General features: G+C 50.5%; 18 protein-coding genes and 1 other RNA gene. 11 read left to right on the top strand and 8 right to left on the bottom strand.

Features of this window, described 5'->3' with window-relative positions; genetic code table 11:
* Positions 1-415: 415 nt before the first annotated feature.
* From D1627_RS05230 to ligA, 4 genes are all read left to right on the top strand, one after another.
* Positions 416-1,255, top strand: coding sequence for a DUF2279 domain-containing protein (locus tag D1627_RS05230; RefSeq protein WP_119431196.1), 840 nt, complete (start codon positions 416-418; stop codon positions 1,253-1,255).
* A 127-nt stretch (positions 1,256-1,382) separates the two neighbouring features.
* Positions 1,383-2,336, top strand: coding sequence for a Smr/MutS family protein (locus D1627_RS05225; protein WP_119431812.1), 954 nt, complete (start codon positions 1,383-1,385; stop codon positions 2,334-2,336).
* Between the two features lie 174 nt (positions 2,337-2,510).
* Positions 2,511-2,896: RNase P RNA component class A (gene rnpB / locus D1627_RS05220), an RNA gene on the top strand.
* A 411-nt stretch (positions 2,897-3,307) separates the two neighbouring features.
* Positions 3,308-5,317, top strand: coding sequence for an NAD-dependent DNA ligase LigA (ligA, locus tag D1627_RS05215; RefSeq protein WP_119431195.1), 2,010 nt, complete (start codon positions 3,308-3,310; stop codon positions 5,315-5,317).
* A gap of 73 nt (positions 5,318-5,390) precedes the next feature.
* Here ligA and D1627_RS05210 read toward each other — a convergent pair whose 3' ends face one another.
* A complete protein-coding gene (locus D1627_RS05210; RefSeq protein ID WP_119431194.1) occupies positions 5,391-6,170 on the bottom strand; it encodes an ABC transporter permease in 780 nt (259 codons plus the stop codon).
* 20 nt (positions 6,171-6,190) lie between these two features.
* A complete protein-coding gene (locus tag D1627_RS05205) occupies positions 6,191-7,126 on the bottom strand; it encodes an ABC transporter ATP-binding protein (RefSeq protein ID WP_119431193.1) in 936 nt (311 codons plus the stop codon).
* Positions 7,127-7,439: 313 nt separating this feature from the next.
* Here D1627_RS05205 and D1627_RS05200 point away from each other — a divergent pair, with 313 nt between their 5' ends.
* The 3 genes from D1627_RS05200 to dapA all read left to right on the top strand — a co-directional run bounded on the left by D1627_RS05200 (position 7,440) and on the right by dapA (position 10,217).
* Positions 7,440-8,459 carry a sensor histidine kinase gene (locus tag D1627_RS05200; RefSeq protein WP_119431192.1) on the top strand — a complete coding sequence of 340 codons (1,020 nt, stop codon included), beginning with the start codon at positions 7,440-7,442 and terminating at the stop codon, positions 8,457-8,459.
* Positions 8,460-8,463: 4 nt separating this feature from the next.
* Entirely contained in the window at positions 8,464-9,198 is a 735-nt protein-coding gene (locus D1627_RS05195) for a LytR/AlgR family response regulator transcription factor (protein ID WP_119431191.1), read from the top strand.
* 149 nt (positions 9,199-9,347) lie between these two features.
* Complete coding sequence (gene dapA / locus D1627_RS05190) at positions 9,348-10,217, top strand: 4-hydroxy-tetrahydrodipicolinate synthase (protein ID WP_119431190.1); 870 nt, start codon at positions 9,348-9,350, stop codon at positions 10,215-10,217.
* 81 nt (positions 10,218-10,298) lie between these two features.
* Here the strand turns inward: dapA and D1627_RS05185 are convergent, their stop codons facing one another.
* A complete protein-coding gene (locus D1627_RS05185; protein WP_147383216.1) occupies positions 10,299-11,138 on the bottom strand; it encodes a hypothetical protein in 840 nt (279 codons plus the stop codon).
* 343 nt (positions 11,139-11,481) lie between these two features.
* Between D1627_RS05185 and D1627_RS05180 the strand changes: the two genes are divergently transcribed.
* On the top strand, positions 11,482-11,673 hold the full coding sequence (locus D1627_RS05180) for a cold-shock protein (protein ID WP_119431188.1): 192 nt from the start codon (positions 11,482-11,484) through the stop codon (positions 11,671-11,673).
* Between the two features lie 126 nt (positions 11,674-11,799).
* Positions 11,800-12,282, top strand: coding sequence for a DinB family protein (locus tag D1627_RS05175; RefSeq protein WP_119431187.1), 483 nt, complete (start codon positions 11,800-11,802; stop codon positions 12,280-12,282).
* Positions 12,283-12,340: 58 nt separating this feature from the next.
* Here the strand turns inward: D1627_RS05175 and D1627_RS05170 are convergent, their stop codons facing one another.
* The 5 genes from D1627_RS05170 to D1627_RS05150 form a co-directional block, all read right to left on the bottom strand.
* Entirely contained in the window at positions 12,341-13,594 is a 1,254-nt protein-coding gene (locus D1627_RS05170) for a hypothetical protein (protein WP_119431186.1), read from the bottom strand.
* A gap of 261 nt (positions 13,595-13,855) precedes the next feature.
* Positions 13,856-14,143, bottom strand: coding sequence for a hypothetical protein (locus tag D1627_RS05165; RefSeq protein ID WP_119431185.1), 288 nt, complete (start codon positions 14,141-14,143; stop codon positions 13,856-13,858).
* A 179-nt stretch (positions 14,144-14,322) separates the two neighbouring features.
* Positions 14,323-14,955 (bottom strand): DUF922 domain-containing protein, encoded by a 633-nt coding sequence (locus D1627_RS05160; protein ID WP_158607146.1) that lies wholly within the window; start codon positions 14,953-14,955, stop codon positions 14,323-14,325.
* Between the two features lie 13 nt (positions 14,956-14,968).
* Positions 14,969-15,757 carry a hypothetical protein gene (locus tag D1627_RS05155; RefSeq protein ID WP_158607145.1) on the bottom strand — a complete coding sequence of 263 codons (789 nt, stop codon included), beginning with the start codon at positions 15,755-15,757 and terminating at the stop codon, positions 14,969-14,971.
* Positions 15,758-15,804: 47 nt separating this feature from the next.
* Positions 15,805-19,866, bottom strand: a complete 4,062-nt coding sequence (locus tag D1627_RS05150; protein WP_119431182.1) for a DUF7149 domain-containing protein — start codon at positions 19,864-19,866, stop codon at positions 15,805-15,807.
* Between the two features lie 240 nt (positions 19,867-20,106).
* On the opposite strand from D1627_RS05150, the gene D1627_RS05145 reads away from it, so the two are divergent.
* Both D1627_RS05145 and D1627_RS05140 read left to right on the top strand, forming a co-directional pair.
* Positions 20,107-21,114 carry an endonuclease/exonuclease/phosphatase family protein gene (locus D1627_RS05145; protein ID WP_119431181.1) on the top strand — a complete coding sequence of 336 codons (1,008 nt, stop codon included), beginning with the start codon at positions 20,107-20,109 and terminating at the stop codon, positions 21,112-21,114.
* A gap of 127 nt (positions 21,115-21,241) precedes the next feature.
* The gene (locus D1627_RS05140; protein ID WP_119431180.1) at positions 21,242-22,600 is read left to right on the top strand and encodes a M24 family metallopeptidase; all 1,359 of its coding nucleotides are present in this window, start codon (positions 21,242-21,244) and stop codon (positions 22,598-22,600) included.
* The last annotated feature ends 103 nt before the right edge of the window (positions 22,601-22,703 follow it).

Here is a 22,703-nt window from a genome sequence, read left to right as displayed (position 1 = left end):
TTATACTTTGCCCGAATCAGGATTTTTGGAGGGACGGGATTGTTTGTGATTTTAGAGGAGTAAAGGGATATTTCGCTAAAACTTTCTGACTGCTGGTTTTGGCCTTTCAGGCCAGTTGCGTCGCAGACGCAACGTTATACGTCGGCACGAATCCGAGATTCGCGCCAGGAGAGACTTACATGCCGCAACTTTAGCGGAAGTGTAACTTGTGGCTTTACATGTAGCCAGTTTGTAACTGGCTTTCTGCGCAAGCAGAAAAATACATATGCTGATTTCAAGCTAGGTCAATTCCTTGCTTAGCCCTCTCTTCTCAGCAACTATCAACAAAATAAACACAAGAATAAGCTTTATCTTTGCCCTGATGCTTCAGCGACGTATACTATACTTTTTTATACTTTGCCTGCCTTTTCAAAGTATGGCACAGGCGCCAGTCGATAGTGCGGCTATCCAAAAAAAGCGGCTGGCTGTGCTTGGGGCTACGTTTGGAGTTGGGTACACGTCCATGCTGGTGTCGCTTAACAAGGCCTGGTACTCTGAGGAAGAGCGTACCGACTTTCATTTCTTTAACGATAACCGGCAGTGGCGGCAGGTAGATAAGGCCGGGCACTTCTGGAGCGCTTTCCATGAGAGTCGCGCCGGCATTGACATGCTGCGCTGGGCAGGTGTACCCGAGAAAAAAGCCATCCTTTACGGCGGTTTGCTGGGTGTGGCCCTGCAAACTCCAATCGAGATCTTTGATGGCTATCAGGCTGATTACGGCGCATCGGTTGGCGACTTAGTGGCAAACACTGTTGGTTCTGCCGCTGTAGTAGCCCAGGAACTGGCCTGGCAGGAAATACGCATTATGCCCAAGTACTCCTTCCACACGACCCGCTATGCCGATATGCGCCCCAGCGTGCTGGGCAGCAACCTCGGCGAGCAGGCGCTAAAAGACTATAACGGGCAAACCTACTGGCTATCTGTGGATGTTGGCGCGTTCCTGAATGAGAAAAGCAACTACCCTAAATGGCTGAACATTGCCGTAGGCTATGGCGCCCAGCAAATGGTGTACAACGACCCCGAGGTAAACGCAGCAGCTGGCTTAGATGCTTACCGCCAGTTCTATCTTAGCCCCGACCTGAACCTGATGTACTTTAAAGGCCGTAGCAAAGTATGGAATACTGCCCTATATGTGCTCAGCATCATCAAAATCCCCGCCCCTGCCCTGGAGTACAACCGCAAGAATGGCTTTAAAGTGCATCCGCTGTATTTTTAGCCGCGTCATTCAAAAATACCGGGCACGACAACCCAAAGTATAAATCCGTATCTTTGTTAACGTATGATTGAGCTGCCAATCTTATAAAGGCGGCATCATACTTAACCATAAACCGAAGAGCATACATATGAACGTAGGAGACCGTGTTCGCCTGATGTCTGGCCGCGAGGAAGGCATCATCACGCGACTTTTGGATAATAATATAGTAGAAGTAGCCATCGACAATGATTTTACCATACCTGTTGCCAAGCGCGAGGTTGTGGTTATCGCTGCCGAGGAAAAAAAATATATGCAGCAGGACGATGACGTGATCCAGCCAAGTAAGCGTAAAGAGCCTGTCGCGCCTGTTCTGGCGGCGCAGGGCATTTACCTGGCGCTAGTGCACCAATCCGATGAGCTGCTGGCCGTAACGGTGGTGAATAACTCGGACTACGATGTGCTGTTTACCAGCGGCGAGGAGCGCGAAAAGAACTACCGTGGCCTGCAAAACGACAAACTGGCCCCTAAAGCTACCCGCGTTATCACGCACTACCACCTCAAGGAGTTCGAGAAATGGCCAAACCTGCTGATCCAGTTTATTCAGCACCGCAACGGCAGCCCAACCATGTTTGAGCCAGTTGTAAAGCGCGTGCAGTTTAAGGCCAGCTCCTTCTACAAAAGCAAGCGTACGGCACCAGTGCTTAACAAAGAAGCCTACTTGTTCCAACTCGACCAGAAACCTGTAAGCGTTGACCCGAACAAGATAAAAGAGCAGCTCTCAGAGGCAGTGGAGAAAAGCGAGAACTATAAACTCACCGCCCCGGAGCACGAGGTAGACCTGCACATCGAGAAACTGGTAGAAGACCACAGCGGCATGAGCAACAACGCCATCCTAAAACTACAGCTGGAGCGCTTCCAGGATGCCCTGGACCGTGCCATGGCCACCAACATGCACGAAATCGTGTTTATACATGGCGCTGGCAACGGTGTGCTACGCAAGGAACTTCAGAAAATTCTGAGCCGCATCCAAGGCATCAAATTCTTCGAGGATGCCCGCAAAGAGAAATTCGGCTTCGGCGCCACGCTGGTAAGACTGAAGTAGGTTAGAAAGTTGGGAAGTCGGGAAGTTAAAAAGTTAGAGAGGTTAAGAGTTTGTGAGTTGTTTGCTAAGTGTGAGACAACCTTTTAACATTCTAACTTTCCAACTTTTTAACTTTCAGACTTTCTAACTTCTAGAGCTGATTTATGCTTATATTTGTATCAGAATAAAGTATCAACGGCAAGCCGTCTTATCGCTGCCCTATCGGGGGGAGAGGAAAGTCCGGGCAACATAGAGCATCCTACTTCCTAACGGGAAGGGTCCTGCGCAAGCGGGATACAGCCAGTGCCACAGAAAATAACCGCCAGCCTTGTGCTGGTAAGGGTGAAAAGGTGCGGTAAGAGCGCACCAGCGGCTGGGTGACCAGTCCGGCTGGGTAAACCTTAGGAGTTGAAAGACCAAATAGGCTGGCAGCGCCTCGCTTCGGTGGGGCTAAGGGCGGCTCGCCCGATGTCAGTGGGTAGGTCGATGGAGCCTGTGCGTGAGTGCAGGCCTAGATAAATGATAAGACGTGCGGCCCCCGGGCCTCGCGACAGAACCCGGCTTACAAGCTTGTCGTTGATGTTTTGTTCTGCATTTCCCGGCCTGAGCTATATTTCCAAACACATCATCTAGCTTTTATACCCGTTTAAAATGCTGATTTATATTTTCAGCTACAACGCAGATATACCAATCATTCTTAAAGACCAGGTATAACTTCGCCTAACGCAAGTTAAAAACGGACCCATTAAGTTAGCCATAAGTTACGCTTGCGCTAAACTTGCGGTAAGTCTTTCCTGGCGCGAATCTCGGATTCGTGCCGACGTATAGCGTTGCATCTGCGATGCAACTGGCCTGAAAGGCCAAAACCAGCAGTCAGAAAGTTTTAGCGAAATATCCCTTTACTCCTCTAAAATCACAAACATTTCCCGTCCATCCAAAAACCCCGATTCGGACATTTTTCCTATTTTTACAGGAAGTATAACCTATACCAAATGGCGACAACACACGACCCGGCTCAGGAAATACAGGAGCTGATACAAAAGATAAATCACCTGAATTACCAGTATTATCAAAACAGCGTTTCCGAAATACCAGACCAGGAATTTGACCTGATGCTGAAGCGCCTGGAGGAACTGGAGGAGCAGCACCCCGACCTGCGCCAGCCGCACTCCCCTACCCAGCGTGTGGGCGGTACCATCACCAAAAACTTCGAGACTGTTACGCACAAATGGCCAATGCTCTCGCTCAGCAACACCTACTCTGAGGAAGAAATGCGTGAGTTCGACAAGCGCGTGCGCAAAATTGTGGGCGACGAAGTAGAGTATGTATGCGAGCAGAAGTTTGATGGGGTTGCCATAAGCCTGACCTACGAGAACGGCAAGTTTGTGCAGGGCGCTACCCGCGGCGACGGCACGCGTGGCGATAACATTACGGCCAATGTGCGCACCATACACGATGTGCCTTTGCAGGCGCATGGCAACGATTTCCCGGAGCTTTTTGAGGTGCGTGGCGAGGTGTTCATGCCTTTGCGCGTGTTTGAGCAGCTTAATGCCGAGCGCGAGGAATACGGGGAGCAACTGCTGGCTAACCCAAGAAATGCCACCTCCGGCACGCTCAAGCAACAGGATTCCTCGGTAGTGGCAAGCCGTAAGCTGGGCTGTTTCTGCTACAGCTTCCATACGGCTCACAGCCACTTCGAAACACACTCCGAAAGTTTGCAGGCTGTTCAAAAGTGGGGTTTTAAGGTTTCCGATACCTGGCGCAAGTGCAGCAGCATTGAGGGTGTGCTGGACTATATTAACGAATGGGAAAGCCGCCGCTTTGAGCTGCCTATTGCCACCGACGGCGTGGTGGTGAAAGTGAACAGCTACGCGCTGCAGGAAGAACTTGGCTTCACGGCTAAAAGTCCGCGCTGGGCTATTGCCTACAAGTATGCCGCCATGAGCGCTGCCACCAAACTTACCGGTGTGCAGTACCAGGTGGGCCGTACGGGGGCCGTTACGCCTGTCGCCCTGCTGGAGCCGGTGCACCTGGCCGGCACGGTGGTAAAACGCGCCTCGCTGCACAACGCCAACGAGATCCAGCGCCTGGACCTGCGCCTGGGCGACACGGTTTTTGTGGAGAAAGGCGGAGAGATCATCCCGAAAATAACGGAGGTGGATTTCAGCAAGCGCCCTACCGATAGTGAACCTATACTTTACCCTAGCCACTGCCCTGCCTGCCAAACAGAATTGGTGCGAACAGAAGGCGAGGCGAATTTCTATTGCCCCAATGAGAAAGGCTGTCCGCCGCAGATCAAGGCCAAGCTGGAGCATTTCATCTCGCGCAAAGCCATGAACATTGATGGCCTGGGCCCCGAAACCATTGAGCAGCTTTACAGCACCGGCCTGGTAAATAACGTGGCCGACCTCTACGACCTGACGTTTGAGCAACTGGTACAACTGGAGCGCATGGGCGAGAAATCTGCCAACAACATTCTTAAAAGCCTGGAGAAGTCTAAGGAAACGCCTTACGACCGCGTTCTTTTTGCACTGGGCATTCGGTTTGTGGGTAGCACCGTGGCAAAAAAGCTAGCCGAAGCGCTCCCGGATTTGCAAGCCCTCCGCGGAGCTACCTATGAGGAGCTGATTGCCATCAACGAGATCGGTGACCGGATAGCACAATCCATCATCGAGTACTTCCAGGAGCCTGCGCACGTGGAGCTGGTCGAGCGCCTGAAAGCTGCCGGTTTACAGTTTGAGTCGCAGCACACGGCCCCGGAGATACAAAGCGACAGGCTGGCTGGTGAAACGTTCGTTATCTCGGGCGTTTTCGAAAGCGTAAGCCGCGACGAGCTGCAGCAACTTATTGTGAGCCATGGCGGCAAGGTGGTCAGCTCAATCTCCAAAAAGCTAAGCTACCTGGTTGCCGGCGATAAAATGGGCCCTTCTAAGCTGGAAAAAGCCGAAAAGCTAGGCATCAGGATCCTAAGCGAAAGTGAGTTTTTAAGTATGATCGAGTAGATCAAACACATACTAAGTATAAAAAGCCCTGCCGAAAGTATGTTTTGGCAGGGCTTTTTAGTGTAAGATCAATTTAAGCGATGCGCTTCCGGGAAATATCGAAGTAGCCTAACAGAAACACTAGCAACCCAACCCCAAGGCTAAGCAGCACCTCCTGCGTGAAAATTGTAGCTGTGTTTGGGCCAGAGGGGAACGTATAGATGGTGAAAAACGGGTAGGCAAACGGATAGTAGTGCATGTGCTCCCAGCGCATACCTACCACCACGGTAATGATTGCCACTACGCCGGCTCCCATACTTAGGGCAAAGCTGCTCCAGCGCATACTTAGCCAAAACTGCACGGCTATAATTACAAACGTAGCCAGAAATAGCTTCAAACTGGTGATAAAAACGAGCCCCAAGCCTGCCGTACTGCCGAAGCCGAGCTCGGGCCGCACCAGGTTCAGAAACCACCCGCCCGCCAGGAAAGCAAGTATAAACACCACCGTGCTAAGCAGTACCAAGCCCACTACCGTTGTGGCTTTGGCGATATAAATGGTGCTTTTGGGTAGCGGAGTGGTGTAAAGGTGCTTCCAGCCGTTGGCCTTGTGCTCTATGCCGTTGGTAAGGCTGGTGAGCAGCGCAATAAAAATGGGCATGAGCAGCAGCGTGTAAATACCGAAGTTTTGCTGCGCAAAGCGGTGCCAGGCATTCGCGTCGGCGGGCACAAAATGCTCCCCCTTCGACCAGAACACAATCACATACATACTTACCAGCGCGCACGGCGCAAGTATGGCAAGCCATAGCGAGAAGGTATTTTTCAGTTTAAGCGCCTCGGCGCTCAGGCTGCTGCGGTAGTAAAGTATAGCGTTCATAGTTCGGGGCAAAGTATAAATTAGTGCATGGCTGGCGTGATGGCGCCCTTGTTGGTGATGGACAGGAAAAGCTCTTCCAGGTTTTGGGAGTTGGCCTGCAGGCTGTACACAGAAATTCCGTTCTCGACCAGCAGTTTGTTAATGGCCGCTGCCTGCTCCTTTTCTTTTACCTGCACGGTAAGTATGTCGGCTTCCTGCGCTAGTAGTTGATACTGATGGTCTTGCAGCAGCTTGTGCGCCACAGAGTTATTATTGGTTTCCAGGCGCAGCACATTGGTTCGGAAGGCGCTCTGGTAGAGCTGCTTTAAGCTCCCCTGGTACAAGGTTTCCCCCTTGTCGATGATGGCGAGCTCGGTGGCGCACTTTTCAATTTCGGAGAGCAGGTGGCTCGATAAGAAGATCGTTTTGCCGAGGTCGCGGTTGAGCCGAAGAATTAGCTCGCGCACCTCGCGGATGCCGCTCGGGTCAAGGCCGTTGGTCGGCTCGTCAAGTATAAGCAGTTGCGGGTCCGGTAGCAGTGCCAGCGCGATACCGAGGCGCTGGCTCATGCCTAAGGAGTATTCGCTGGTTTTGCGGTGCGCATCCTGGGCCAGACCTACAATTTTGAGCACTTCGGCAATGCGGTGCTTTGGCGCGCGAACCATGCGGCGGTGCATCTCCAGGTTATCGTAGCCGGAAAGGTGGCGGTACAGTGTAGGCATCTCAATCAGGGCCCCGGTTTGGCGCAAAATATCCAGGCGGTTATCCTTTAAGTCCAGCCCATGCAGCAAAACCTGCCCTTTGGGTACGGGCAGCAGCCCAAGCAAAATCCGGATGGTGGTGGACTTACCGGCACCGTTCGGGCCCAGGAAACCGAAGATCGTACCTTTAGGCACACGCAGTTCCAGGTTTTGCAGCACCTGCCGTTTTCCGAAGCTATAGCTCAGGCCGTGGGTTTCGATGATGTATGGATTCATAGTATGATGGCGTTTGTAGGTGCACCCTACAAAAGAGCTATTACTTTCAGTATCAAAAAAATAGAATATACAAACAAGAATATTCCCTATACCAAATACCAAAGTATACCTGTGCTGCGTTTAATCCGGTAAAATTTACCTTTGGTAGCCACATAAGTCATTTTTGTATAGACATCAGCGCCGGAAAAGATTAAATCTGATACTTTGCTTATCTTTAAGGTAATGGAAAGGCACCAAGGGATGGCTGCCCGCTTTACGTATAACTACCCTAACAACTTTGCCCAACGCCAGCCTCGTTTTACCGGAAACCACCATGAAAAAGCGATACACCATTGCCCTGCACGTGGCGGCATGGCTGCTGTTCGGTGCGTGGGTGTTTTATTTCCTGTACGGTAACAGCACGCTCTCCTTCGGGAAGGTGCTGGATGTGCTGGTGGGCCTCCTGATCAACATACTTATCTTTTACTTTAACTGGTATGTGCTGATCCCGAAGTACCTGGCCCGCAACCGCATTCTTTTATACATCGCCGCCGTGCTTACCACCCTGCTAAGCATCGCAGCCATCCGCGCTCCCCTGGATTTTTACGTGTTCCGGGAGTATAACCGCGAAATGAGCACGCTCTATACTTACGAGCGCATGATGCAGTACATAATGGGTGGCCTGGTACTGGTCTTTATCTCTTCGGCCCTGAAAGTAACGGGCAATTACATCCGCAACGAGCGGCGAAACAAGGAGCTGGAAACGCAGAAACTTACCGCTGAGCTTGCCTTCTTAAAATCGCAGGTGAACCCGCACTTCCTGTTTAACACGCTCAACAACATATACTCGCTGGCCTACAAGCAGCACCCCGAAACGCCCGATGCCATCATGAAGCTTTCTTTGCTGATGCGTTACATGCTGTATGAGAGCAACGACACGCTGGTGAGCCTGGAGAAGGAAGTGGACCACATCCGCAATTTTATTGACTTGCAGAAACTGCGCCTGCGCGAGCAGACAAGTATAAAACTGAACATCCAGGGCGAGTTGGAAGGCAAGCAGATCGCGCCCATGCTACTCATGACGCTGGTAGAGAACGCCTTTAAGCACGGCCTTGTCAGCCGAAACGAGATCGGAATTATCCTGAACCTGGTGGTGCAAGACGATTTCCTGCTGTTCAGCACCATTAACAACACCAGCCAGCACAAGAAACGCCAGTTCGGGGGCATTGGCCTCGAGAACCTGAAGCGCCGCCTGAACCTGCTGTACAACAAACGCCACGAACTGACTTTCGAGGAGAAAGAAGGAACGTTTTACGCCACACTTAAACTATACTTCAAGCCTAAAGCCAAATAAAACTATGACAATCCGATGCCTAGCCGTGGACGATGAGCCGCTCGCCCTCGATATTATTGAAAGTTACGTTAGCAAGCTGCCCTTCCTGAAACTGGTGAAAACCTGCTCCAGCGCCACCGAGGCCATGCAGGTGCTGCAGGAAGAGCAAATAGACCTGATGTTTCTGGATATTGAGATGCCTGAGCTCACCGGCATTCAGTTCCTGAACATACTGAAGCACCAGCCGCTCATCATCTTCACCACCGCCTACCCCGATTACGCCCTCGAGGGCTTTAACCAGGATGCCGTGGATTACCTGCTCAAGCCCATCCCCTTCGATCGTTTTCTGAAGGCTGTTACCAAAGCGCAGGAAAGACTGCAGCGCAGTGCCAGTAAAACTGTAGAAGCGCCTGCCGCACCACAGCAAGCCGCCCCGGAGCACGATTTTATGTTTGTGAAGGCCGATTACAAAACCATCCGGGTGGACTTTAAGGACGTGCTCTGGATCGAGGGCCTCAAAGATTACATCATTATCCAGACCAAGGATCAGAAGATCATCACGCTGCTCTCCATGAACAAAATGATGGAAAAGCTGCCCGACACAAAGTTCCTACGGGTGCACCGCTCTTTCATCGCCTCGCTTCAGAAAATAGACAGCATCGAGAAAAGCCGCATCCGCATAGGCAGCAAAGAAATCCCGATCGGGGAAGTATACAAAGAGCAGTTCCTGAAGTGGGTGGAGGAAAACAATATCCAGTGATTCTCAGGCAGGTATAGAAACATACAGGGTTGCCGGCCCGCTGCGTATACTTACACACGAGGTTTCAAACCTGAAACGCGAAGTATGATATTTGCAGATTCCGATTCATAATTCGTAATTCGTAGTTCAGAATCCTTATGAAGTGTGTGATGACTAGAGAAAAATTGAAAGGCACGGGCGTGGCCCTGGTAACCCCTTTTACAAAAGACTTAGCCGTAGATTACGACGCGCTGCGCAAACTGCTTGATTTTGTGCTGGATGGCGGCGTAAACTACCTGGTGGTAAACGGCACCACCGCCGAATCGGTAACCACGACTGCCGCAGAGAAAGCCGAGATCCTGAAAGTAGTGAAGCAGCACGTTAATGGCCGCGTGCCGTTGGTGTATGGCTTGGGCGGCAACAACACGCAGCATGTGCTGGAAACCATGAATGCTACCGACCTGGATGGTATAGCTGCCATACTCTCGGTGAGCCCATACTATAACAAGCCCTCGCAGCAAGGTATTTATCAGCATTTTGTGCAGGTAGCCAACGCCTCGCCAGTGCCGGTTATACTTTACAACGTACCGGGCCGCACAGGCAGCAACATGGCCGGCGACACCACGGTAAAGCTGGCCTCGCACGAGAACATCATTGGCATTAAGGAAGCATCAGGCAACATGGAGCAGTGTATGTACATTGCCAAGCACAAACCTCAGGACTTCATGCTGATCAGTGGCGATGACCTACTCACGGTGCCAATGGTTACCCTGGGCGCAGAAGGCGTTATCTCGGTGCTGGCCAATGCTTTCCCGGGCAAGTTCAGCAACATGATCCAACTGGCGCTGGATGGCAACTTTAAGGAGGCACAGAGCTTACTTCTTAGTTTTGTGGACATGAACCCGCTGATGTATGAAGAAGGCAACCCAGTTGGTGTAAAAGCCGTGCTGGAGCGCTTCGGCGTATGTTCGGCCCAGGTAAGACTTCCGCTGGTAGAAGCATCCTCCGGGTTAAAAGACAGGCTTTTCAAGCTCCTGTAACAAGAACCAGCCTAAAGCAAGCAGCCCCGCCTAAGTATACTTAGACGGGGCTGCTTGTTTTAACGGGCTTAGTTAATTCTGCTACTCTTCGCAGCTGTAGGTATAATCTATCGTGATTACCTTGCCATCGTTATAAGTCAGGGTTGCCTTTGTAGGATAGTCCTGCTCGTTCAGGGTATACACTGCGCTATAGCTTTCGGCAGGCACACCTACAGTGGTACTTACGCCGCCTGTCGTGGCCGTGGTAGTGGCGCTTACCGAGAGCAGGTTATTGGTGTTAGGGAAGCCAATGGCTGGCCTGGCACCAATAAAGGCAGGCACCGCAGAAAGTGGGGAGCGCTGGTCATCCTGGGTAAACGTGGCGTTATACGCTACCTGGCCGGTATTATCTTTCACTACTACACTGATGGGTTTGCCGGCAGGATATGATTGGGTAAAGGAGCCGTTCTGAACGAGCTTGTTATCCACGTATCGGTAATTGATTGCGGACGTCAGGCGGTCCTGCACATCGTACGTGGCTTTGAAGGCAGCCACGTGGTGTACCACACCAAGGTTTAGCGGCCGCTGCACTTCATACTTGGTCAATTTACCGGCTGGGTCATAACTAAACACAGTATAAGTGGCATCGCCGTCGGTTGGCTGCAGCTCTTCCCGCGTTAATTTGCCTGCGGCATCATACGTGTACTTGCGTGTTTCGCGCAGCACATCCTGCACAAAGTGAGCAGACTGGACGATCTGGTTTTCTTCGTTATATGTATAGCGCGTGGTAACTGCATTAGCAGCCTGACGCACTACCTGTTGCTGCAGGTAGCAAAGGTTGGATGTATCAGGGGTTGCCGTAACGGGCGTCGGCTCGTCGTCACTGGTACAGGCAGAGAGTGCCAGCAACCCAAAAATCGACAGGAGAAATCTTGTTTTCATAAACATACAACTATAGCTACGAAGATAAGGCTTAACGGGCTGTAATGCCAGACCCTGGCTTATAAAGGTGGCACCTTTCAGAAACCCCCTAGTAGCACATGTACCCATCTGTATCAGTCCTAGTGCTTATACACAGAAACGGAAGAACAGCATCAACCTGCCACTCCTAAGTGCTTTTAAACCGAGTAAGAAAATTTCGCTAAATTTTTTTTTGACCCAAAACCCCTATTTTAAGCTAGTTGAGCGGCTTTTATAATTTTATCCAAAAATAAATGCTGAATATTAAAAATAAAATGAACACTTTTACTGATGTAAACGTCTTAGTTGTACAATTATAAAAGATATGAATAAAGGAAAAGTAAAATTCTTTAATGACGAGAAAGGTTTCGGATTCATTAAGGATGAGAGCACAGATCAGGAGTATTTCGTACATGTAACTGGTCTAATTGATGAAATCAGAGAAAATGACGACGTAACTTTTGACCTGCAAGAAGGAAGAAAGGGACTAAACGCTGTGAATGTTAAACGCGCTTAGTGTAAACATACATTGATCACCAGAAAAGCCTTACACCAAGTGTAGGGCTTTTTTGATTTACAGCCCCCTTACTTAACCCGTACGCCCTGTACCAAGTATGCACTGAAGTAACTAAACGCTTACTTCATGGACAAGGACAAGGACCAGCAACTACGAGAACAGCTTGTAAATATGATGCAGACAGGGCAGGCTTTCCGGCCACGCCAAGAACTGCTGGCGGGCATTACGCTGCAGGAAGCCAGCGAAAAAGTAAAAGACCTCCCCTATACCCTGTGGCAACTACTGGAGCACATGCGTTTTGCGCAGCACGATATACTGAACTTTTGCCGCAACCCCGATTACAAGGAACCCACCTGGCCTGACGACTACTGGCCTAAAAACGCACAGCCACCAAGCGAAGGCGAGTTGCAACAAACGCTGCAAGCACTCACCAACGACTTACATGCGATGGTAAGCCTGGTGCAGGACACAAACAACGACCTGTTTACCCCTATTCCACATGGCGACGGCCAAACACTGCTCCGCGAGGCTATGCTGATGGCAGAGCACAGCGCCTATCATCTCGGTGAGATCATCGTACTCAGGAGATTGCTCGGAAACATTAAGTAGCAGGAATAAAAAAAGGGCCTGCAAAACAGGCCCTTTCTACTAGGTGATTATTATGGCATTACAGATTCTTAGCATCTACCTGCCCGCTCATGATAGCCTGGATTTCTTGTTTGTGGTTGAGTACGTTTCCGTAAACAGCTTTTAACTGCGAATTTTTCAGGCTAGCCATAGCCGCTGAGCTATCTATCTTATTTTCGATGATATCGTTCAGGGCAGCCATGAAAATGCTATGCAAGTCATCAGCACTCAGGATGTGGCCCATTGGCTTTGTTTCCTGCGCAATAATCCAGCCGAGGCGCGAAGCAGCCAAGCGCTGGTTTGGCGTGCCGTGGTGGCCACTGGAAGTAAAGCTGCAATCGCCGATGTTGTAGAACAGTTCAAAGAACTCAGCCGCTCTTTTCCAGTTATAGGTAGCGCCGCGTTTGTGGGTCATGTAGTAGCTCGAGAAAACGTCGGCCTCAAGTTCTGTCTTGCGTGTTGCCTCCGGCGTGTTCTGGCGTGGGCCATACCAGCGCTCATAGTTGTTAAACTGCACTTGGTGGCCCCACTCGTGGGCAAGTATGCCTGCAAAAGTTACTTGCTCGTCTACACCGGCATCGGTCATAACCTGCACAATGCCATCTCCTACCACAATCAGATCACCGGAAGTGGCAAAGCCGTCAAACGACAGCAAAGGAGTGGTTTTGAAAGCAGTACTTGGCTGGATAATGTTCGCGATGATAAAATCGGCGTTGGCGAAGGCTTGCGCAGGCGTAAGGCCGGCAAAATTAACGTAAACCGCTGCAATGGCATCGCGGTTTTGCAGGCTGCTGGTGTGTTGGCCGTTCAGGGTTATCTCATCCTTCATGTCCCAAAACGACTCTAGGTTGCGCTTATGCTTGGCAGCAAAGTTTGTTAGCTTCCCATCCGCTCCGAAATATTGCTTTGAATCATCGAGGTAGGTATAAAGCTGTGCCAGCGTAGACATCAGGTCGTACCATTCCCAATCCTGGGCGGAGAACTGCCGGGCATACGGCGATATAGCACTGTTGAAAGGTGTTGGGCCGCATGTGCTTGGGTTTACAGCATTGCTGCTATAGGTGGCTGCAAGTGCCTTACTGAAGGTATCATAAGAACAGCTAAATGTATTGGCAGCCAGTGCGCTGGCGTCGAGGCTAAGGTTTCCGTGGCCAGCTGTGGCATTGTTAACAGAAAGTGTGTCGAAGCTGGCTTGAGGTTCTACTAAGGCGGCGGCATCTTCTTTATCACAGGACACAGTTAGGAGGCCAACACCACCGCAAAGTAGTGCAAGGGTAAAGTTCTTCAATTTCATAAGGTGAGTTTGTTTAATTTTTAATAGTGAATTGTAATGAATTATTATTAGTTCTAAACTAACTAAAATAATTATCAATTTAAAATTAAAAACTCTTTTATTTCATACTACCCTTTACCAACTTGATACAATTTTGCATACTAGAATGGGCACTATAACATACCAAGAAGTATACTAGTGCGTGCTTCTGGCATTGCCATGTAAAGTAGATACCTTTGTTTAAAAGTGCCTTTTGCACAAGTATCCGAAACTGGCTAGGCGCTAATTACTGTTTCTGCGTTTGGCTTGCTCTTCAAGCGCCTTTAACTCGTGCTCTGCGGCTTTAAGCCTGTCTTTTGCAGCTTTTTCGCGTTGGCTGGCTTCTTCGGCACGGCGTTCTGCCTCACGGTGTTCCTGCTTTAACCTACTTACTTCCTCCTGCTGGGCGCTTACTTCCGGATCGTTGGAGACGCCGCCACCGCCAGATATTACGGAGCAGCTAAGCATTAACGGAAAAGAAAGAGCCATCAGCCCGGCACCAAGAGTTTTGGTTATGTTGCGTTTCATCATTTCTTCATTAGTTCAAGCTATTGTACGGCCATGCGCCAAAGCAGTTCTGAGAGGTGGCTTAATCCCTGCTTAACCGGGAAAGATTAATGCTTGGTTTAGCATGATCGTTGTCGAGATAAAGGGGGCCGCTGTAAGTATAAACGTTCTTAGTATACTTGCGGCGCCCCCCTTTCACTGGCTTAGCTTGCCTGACTCCTGTCAACATTATAAACAAGCACTTTATCCGCCCAGGCTGCGTGTGCGTTTAGCTCGTTTTTTACGTGGTTGTGCCAATACTGCTGCTTTTTGCCCCGAAAGCCATGATCCGTTTCCAGGTCGTATTGCTGCTGCTGTTCCTTTAGCTCATTAAAAACCTGCTGAAACACTGCATCAAAGGCTTCTTTAAAATTATCTGTTGGTTTTGCCTCTGCAAAGGCTTTTGTTAGTTTGCGGGCATACAGCTCAGTCAGGTCAAAGTGCAGTTGCTCGTGGGCTAACGCATTCTTGTCCTTCATGGCGTGTGCCTTAATCCAGGATTTCTCCTTGATAAACCCAGCGGTAACTACCATTTTCATGTGCAGTATACTGCCTGGCCTAACAAAGGTATACTTATAACTCACGTGGGTGTAAGTAAATACCCCTAGTTTGCCAGTATCTATGTTATCAGGCATTAAAGTATAATCCTGCGCTTGTAGCGGAGTTTCTGACCAGAACAATTGCTCCACCTCCTGCCCAAAGCAAATGGCGCTCATCAAGAGTAAAGCTATACTTAGCAGGGCACCGCTAACCAGCCTGCGTAGCGCATGCACAGTAGTTTTTTTTGTATGAAACATGCCTGCTGCTGCGCTAGAAACAGGTATAAGTATAGGCCATTTGCTCCTGCTCCCCGGAACCATAGGTTTTAACCGCGCTTACCGGAAGCCCTTCCGGGTTGTAAGTATAGCTTACGGCAAAACTTAGCGTGCCTTGGTGTTGATTGGTTACGGTAACGGCAACAGGGTTATGCGCTGACGCTGCCAAAAGCGGCTCAAAGAAGCCCGGCGGCAGGCTGTTTTGCGGCGACGGATGATTATCAAAACTAATTTCTGTTAAACTAAGCCTGTCGCCGCGCGCGTCGAGCATTTCGATGCGAGTGGGGTTACCGCTGTCGTTGTAAGTATACTTCCAGGTGTAATACCAACTGCTCTGGTCTGTGCCCGCAAAGTGATACCTGGCCTCGCTGAGATGCCCCTTGCTACCGTAGGCGAAGGTGTAGTATTCATTTTCTGTATAAGCTCCGTTGCCGGAAGCAATGTGCCGGCTTTGCCGGGTAAGCTGGTTTTGGGCGTTGTATGTATAAACCACCTTACTGTTAGGGTAAGCAATTTCGGAAAGGCGCTTCTGGCTATCGTAGCTTACCTGGCCGGTTCGCAGCGTTACGTTGGCAGAATCGAGGGCGACGGTGGTGAGTTGACCCTGTGTGTTGTAGGTATACTTTGTGCTGAACGCCACTTTCTTGTTGCCGCCAAGCGGCTGGAATTTGGTGTACGTTTGCAGGTAGCAGGTTTCTTCAGGCTCAGGGGTCTCGCTGTCGGAGGAGGGGCAGCCCCAAAGCAGTACGGCCAATGGCAGCAGGTAGAGTAAGCGTGTTTTCATATTCATTAATTTAGGGTGAATGTATGGTTTGCGTTGCTATTTGGTAGTTATGCGTTCGCCGTTGGGCCTCCGGATGCTGCCAGGGCTGTGCTGGGCTGCTGCTCGTAAGCTTCTTTGGGCAGGGCGAATGTTGGGTCTACCAGCAGCACTTCCTCGTAGGTGAGTTTGTAAAGGCGGTACACCAGCACATCTATCTCCGCCTCAAGCCCCGATGTATCGGCAGCGGCATCGGCTTGTTTTATACTTAATATCTGCTCGACTAATGCGGTTATACTTGCTTTCGTTTCTTCGTCTGGGATGGCGATGGGGAGTTGAGAAACGTAATTTACTTTAAGTCTACAATAACCTCCTCGAACGAAATCGCAGACTTGCATCAAGAAATACTTAGATATTTTAGAATTTAGTACACCAAGCAAATAGTTTTCATCAGTTATAATAATTTGAGTATTATCATTTCCATAATATTGAAAACTATAATCTGCAGTGAAGGAAGTTATATCTAGAGATATACCAGGCCAAAACAATTTTGGCTTATCGAATTCTTCAAAGTATGTCGCAGCACACCTCTGTAGAGCATACCATTCATATCTTATTCCTGTCTCGGCTTTATTTCTGTTGCTCAATCCTACTTTAAAAGAAAGTAGATGATTATAAACTGCAGGGAATTCTTTCTTAAATAATTCTTCAGCTTCTAATGATACACCTGATATTGTAGTATCGTTATGTAGCGGAAAATGCCAAGGTATGAATAGCAGATATGAGTTAGATTTCGGTGCTAAGTATCGTTTTATATCTCTGCCAATTAAAAATGGTTTTATAACTTCTGCACTTCGCGGGTCTTCGGCAATAAGGCGATCTTTGGTGGCTTCATCAATTACAAAAGCCTCATTCAACCCTGTAAGAACACCACGATAAATTTTGCCCTCCACATAATCGCCCAGCGGTGTGCCGGTGTTTTTCAGCTTCTCCAGCAGTTGCTGTGCGGTGCTGTCGGAGAGCGTCCAGCCTGAGTCGGGTAAAAGGTCGGCCTGCACATCATACTTATGAACCTGTACATAGCCTTTCAGCCCTTGCTCAAATTGCAACGTATTTATCGTTGCCGCCTCAAAAGTATAACCAGCCTCGGGTTTATACTTTGCCACGGCAAGTATGAGCGGGTACGTGGTGGCTTCCTCAAACACAGGCAAATCGCCAAAGTCCAGCAGCTGCACCAACGCATGGTTTTGCAGCCATTGGCGCAGCGCCTTGCCGTAACCGGCACGCATCCACTTGTTCGGGATAATGTAACTAAACTGGCCGCCTGCGTGCAGCAACTCTAAACCGCGCTCCACAAAGTATACATACAAATCGGCGGTGCCTGCATAGGTGCTAAATGCCTTCTGCAAGTATACTTTAAAGTTGCCAAGCTCCTCCTGCCTGATATACGGCGGGTTACCGATCACCACGTCGAAGCCTTTATACTTGCCTTCCTCGTCTAGCACCTCCGGAAACTCAAAGCGCCACTCAAAAGCACCTTCGTATACTTTGTTTGTTTCGATCTGCTCGCGTTCGTCTTCCAGCTTTTGCAGTTGCTTTTGCTTGCGTTGCAGCTCTTTCTTGTCAATCTTTTTGGCTCCGAACAGGTCGGGGTCCTGCATCACGGCAATTTGCCCGCGCAGTTTGGCCATGTCGCGGCGCAGTGGGTCGTTGTTGGCCAGCGTGGTTTTAAAGCCCTGCTTAATCTCCTCTAAAAAGGTAACCAGCTGCTTTTTATCAGCTTTGGAGTTGGTGTGTTTATACTTGCGCACAGCCTCGCGGTAAGCCTGCAAACTATGGCCCTTCTTGCCAAAGGCCTCGTGCAGGTCGGCGGAGAGCGGGTAGCGGCTCAGCAGCGAGTTGCCCTGCTTTATGTTTATATCGATGTTGGGCAGCGTTTGCAGCTGCGTGTACTTGTCAGGGCGCGTTTCAGGCTCAAAACCATTGCGCAGGCTGCTGGTGTTGGCATAGCACACCGGGCTTGCTGCGTCAGCATCGCCCTGCATGGAAATCCTGCCCACGCCGGCATCCTGTACATCATGCTCCAGGTAGTAGGCGTTTTTAAGCAGTTCTATCCAGAGGCGCAGGCGGCAGATCTTTACCGAGTTTGGGTTAATGTCCACGCCAAACAGGCAGTTCTCGATAATGGTCTGCTTCTCATGGAATAGGGCTTCCTGCAGCTTCTGCACCTGCGGGTTTATACTTCGGTGGCCGTCGGGGTGCAGGTGCACCGTGTAGCTGAACAACTCGCCGGCGTAGTCCGTCACGATCAGCTCGTCGTTCTGCACCTCAATGCTGCCGTAATGCAGCGCTTTGCCCTGCCGGTTCAGCAGCAGGCGCAGCTCTGCCTTAATCACGATCAGCTCGTTCAGGGCGCTAACCAGGTAGTGGCCCGAGCCCACGGCTGGGTCGCAGATGCGCAGGCTGTTCAGCACCTCGTTATATTCCTGCAGTTTATTTAAGGTATAGTTCTGGTGGATGCGGAGTTGCAGGGATTCGAACCCAGAGCCGGAAGCGCTGGTATCAATGTCCCAGTTATACTTTTCAGAAAACCGCTGAACCACCGCGCGCCGTATGGCTTCGCGGCTCATGTACATGGTTATAAAGCCGGGCGTGTAGAATGAGCCGTCGCGGTAGCCGTTTATCTTCTCAAAAATAAGCCCCAGCACCGAGGCTGTAATCAGCGTTTTGTTTTCTTCCTGAATCTCCTCTTTGCCTTCGGCCCCGAAATCGTAACTACCTAAAAAGCGCAGCAGGTACTCCAGCGTATGCAGCTCCGGGGTTTTGCTTTTAGCCAGGCTCTTGCCCTGGGCATCGCGCAGCACGGTTTGCGGGTGCAGCGGCAGCAGGCTGCGGTCTTTCAGGTTAGAGATGCGCAGCGTGCGTTTCTCCAGCTCAGTGGTCTCGAACAGCGAGGAGTTAAGGTATGGAATATGGCCATACTTCTGGCGCACGTTGGCGGCGCGGTTTTGAGGTCGCTCGGCCAGTACGTCAAAAAACAGTTCGTTCAGGTCGTCGAACTCCTGCAGGTTCTGGGCGCTCATAAAGGCAAAGCGCTTGTCGCCCTGGTGGTAGCTAATGAGCTGCGCCTCCAGCAGTTTCAGGAACAGGATACGGTTTACCCAGGTAATGCACAGCTCCAGCGATACGTTAAACAGCTGTTCCTCGCGGGTGCTGCCAAAGCTGTGGGTGTTATTCAGGCCGCTCACCAGGTCTTCGGAGCGCAGCTTTTGGTAAGCAGCCTCCAGCAGCGAGCCGTGGTTTGGTTTCTCTTTGCGGCGTATCAGTTTGCGGCCTCCCTCCTTCACTTCCTCCAGGCCAATAATGTGCAGCAACTCCTGGTAAAAGCCTTTGTCCAGGGAGTTGGCATCGTTAGCGAAGGGCTCTTTGAGCAGGTGCGCCGGCGAGAGCAGTTTGTACAGCGCCACCAGCTTCACATCGTCTTTCAGGTCTTTGTTGCGCAGCGGCTTTTCGTAGCTGAGCAGGTTAAAATGCGTGAAACCGATGCTTTCGGAAAGGCCGGCAATGTATGGCGCGGCAATGTGCTTGTAAAAGAAATCGGTGCTGGTGCTGGCTTTGCGGCCCGCAGCCCAGTCGGTAAAATCTTTGCGCAGCTGCGTGTTGCGGTAAAACAGGCGGTCAAACTCCAGGGCATCAAACACAAACCACTCGTGCACGCTGGTTACCACCAGGTGGCGCAGGTCGTGGTTCTGGTGCTCCACGCGCTCGCGCAGGTAGTATAGCAGCAGCTCGTGGGTGGCCTTGTAGTTCAGGTTTTCGGGGGTGGGCATGTCGGCCTTGTTGGTGGGCCGCTTTACCTCCAGCAGCACGCCGGCATTGCTTTTTGTGGTAGCGCCAGTGTGTATCACCAGGTCGGTTTTGCCTTTGGTGTTTACGCCATACTTTTCGTAGAACGTGCTTTTCAGGAAGTCGCGCAGGTGGTTCTTGGCGTGTTCCTCGCTCTCGTTCAGGTTTATACTATCCAGCAAATGTTGGAGCGCCGCTTTAAAGGCTTCCATGTCGGTGCGTGGCGTTTTTAGCCTGAGGTATGCTTTGTTTAAGGCCTGTCGCGGGTTTAGTAGCGTGTGCTGCATGGGTTGGAGTCTGTTTTCAACAGCAAGATAAGCATCAATGCGGAAATATGAATTGGAAATACTGAAAGTGTGGAAGCACTTTAAGCAGTAGGCACACTGCCTCCAAAGCTGAAAAGGTGCAGGGCAGTTACTTAATACGTGATTTATGGCAAGGGCATGCCGGCTACTATGGCCTTCTCTGGGTATGGCAAACACGTAAGCATAACTTAACATCACCTAAAAAGCGTATGAAAGCATACTATGAAGGAAGCAAGAAAACTAGGTTTTTATATTTTGTTGGTAATAGGCACGCTTTTGATTTTGGCTACCCTGTTGTCATTGGTGTACGATGTTCGGTTCTGGTTTCTGAAAGTGCTGGATTTCCCGAGGGTGCAGGTGCTTATTGGGCTTACTCTTACCCTCATACTGTTTGTGGTGGTACATACAAGCAAGCACTGGAAGGTTCCGTCTTACCTATTTCTGGCCGGTCTGATCAGCAGCATTAGTTTACAGCTGTATTTTGTGTTTCCTTATACTCCACTTGCCTCAAAAGTTATTGGTACCATATCGCCGGCTGAGGCTGAAAACAGCCATACTGTTAGCCTGCTGCTTGCCAACGTATGGATGAAAAACGAGCAGGTAAACGATTTCCTGGAAACAGTAAACAAGGCAGACGCGGATGTTGTGCTGGCAATGGAAACAAACCAATGGTGGACAGAACGCCTCACCCCGCTGCATAAGGTTTACCCGCACAGAGTAATTTACCCGCTCGATAACACTTATGGCATAGCGCTCTACTCTAAATTGCCGCTCCAGAATACGCAGATCAAATTCCTGAACCACAAGGAGGTCCCCTCTATCCATACCGATATAAAAATTTCAGGCAACGCTTCCTTTACATTACATGCCATGCACCCGGTACCTCCTAAGCCCAGCAAACACCCCGATAACATAGGAGAAAAAGAAGTGGAGCTGCTTAAAGTAGGCCGCATGGTGAAGCAAAGGCAATTGCCTACTGTGGTAGCAGGTGATTTTAACGATGTCGCCTGGTCCAACACATCCCGCTTGTTCGGCACCCAAAGCAATCTAGGAGACGTTCGTATTGGGCGCGGGCTTTACAACTCCTTCGATGCAAAATCTTACATTATGCGATGGCCCCTGGACCACGTTTTTGTGTCCGGTGAGTTTAAAGTGATAAGCCTGCAAAAGCTCCCGAAGTTCGGGTCAGATCACTTCCCTATCTATGTGGAATTGGCGCTTACCAGATAGCCGGGCAGTTTGCAATACAACTGTATTTCAGAGCGATACTCTTGATTGTGCTGCGTTTAGCACGCACTGGCAAAAGTGGCATTAGTTGTTATCTTTGTTACCTCCACTACACTTTAACAGCGCTTGTATGAAAAGACTTTTACCGCTCATGATGCTACTGTTGCTCTACCCCGTGCTTGGTAGCGCACAACATTCGCCAACCATACTTCCGCTCCGTGAGCGCGCCGCGCTGCAAGACTCGCTGCTACAAAACCGCCTGGAAACACTTTTGCCCACTCTGATGCGCCGGCAAGGTATGGATATGTGGGTGCTGATAGCCCGTGAGTACAACGAGGACCCCGTGGTCCAGACGATGTTGCCTGCCACCTGGCTGTCGGCCCGCCGCCGCACCATCCTGCTTTTCCACGACCGCGGTGCAGGCAAGGGGGTTGAGAAACTTGCTGTAGCCCGCTACGATATAGGTAATCTGGTTAAAGGTGCCTGGTCACCGGAGCAAGAACCTAACCAATGGAAAAGGCTGGCACAACTGATCACCGAGCGGAATCCCAAAAAGATCGGCTTAAACGTTTCGCCGCTGTTTGCGCATGCCGATGGCTTAACAAAGGCAGAGTATGACAGCCTGATGCACTACTTGCCAGCCGCTCAGCAAAAAGCCGTAGTATCCGCTGAGCAATTGGCTGTAGATTGGCTGCAAACGCGCACCGAACAGGAACTGGCCTTGTATGAGCAGATCAGCAAAATTGGTCACGACATCATTTCAGAAGGTTTCTCTGAGAAAGTCGTTATACCGGGCGTTACCACTACCGAAGATGTGGTTTGGTGGTTCCGGGAACGGATAGCTGAATTAAGACTAGAGGCCTGGTTTCATCCTACCGTGGATGTACAACGCGCCAACCCCGGTGCCGGCGACTCGCAACGCAGCTTTGCCCAACGCCCTTCCGAAGATGTTATACAGCCCGGCGACCTGCTGCACGTAGACCTGGGCATAACATACCTTGGCCTGAACACCGATGTGCAGCGGCTGGCATACGTCCTGAAACCCGGCGAAACTGATGCGCCTGCCTACTTAAAAAAAGCACTCGCCACCGGCAACCGCCTCCAGGACATACTTACCGCCCACATGAAGCCCGGAAAGACAGGGAACGAGGCACTTCGTGAAACGCTTGCCCAGGCAAAAAAAGAGAAAATAAACGCCAGTATCTACTCCCATCCCATCGGGTATCACGGCCACGGCGCAGGCCCGGCCATCGGCATGTGGGACATGCAGCAAGGTGTGCCCGGCACCGGCGATTACCCGCTGCACCTCAACACAGCCTATGCCATCGAGCTGAATGCAAAAGTAACACTACCCGCCTGGAACAATAAAGAGATCAGGGTGATGCTGGAAGAACAAGCCGCGCTCACCCCAACAGGAATGCATTATATTGATGGCCGGCAGACAGCGCTGTTGCTTATCCCACGGGCCAGTAGCTCGCCCCGGCCGTAACCATACGTAGCAGGCCTTATTAAACATAGCCTTTGCTTATCAGCAAAGGCTATGTTCGTTAATCAGATAACTATTAGCATGTTACCCGATTAAAACATAGTAC

It is taken from the genome of Pontibacter oryzae, assembly GCF_003576375.1.
GTDB lineage: Bacteria > Bacteroidota > Bacteroidia > Cytophagales > Hymenobacteraceae > Pontibacter > Pontibacter oryzae.
Note: the sequence above shows the minus strand (reverse complement) of the source record. Positions and strands in the feature narration are given on the sequence as shown.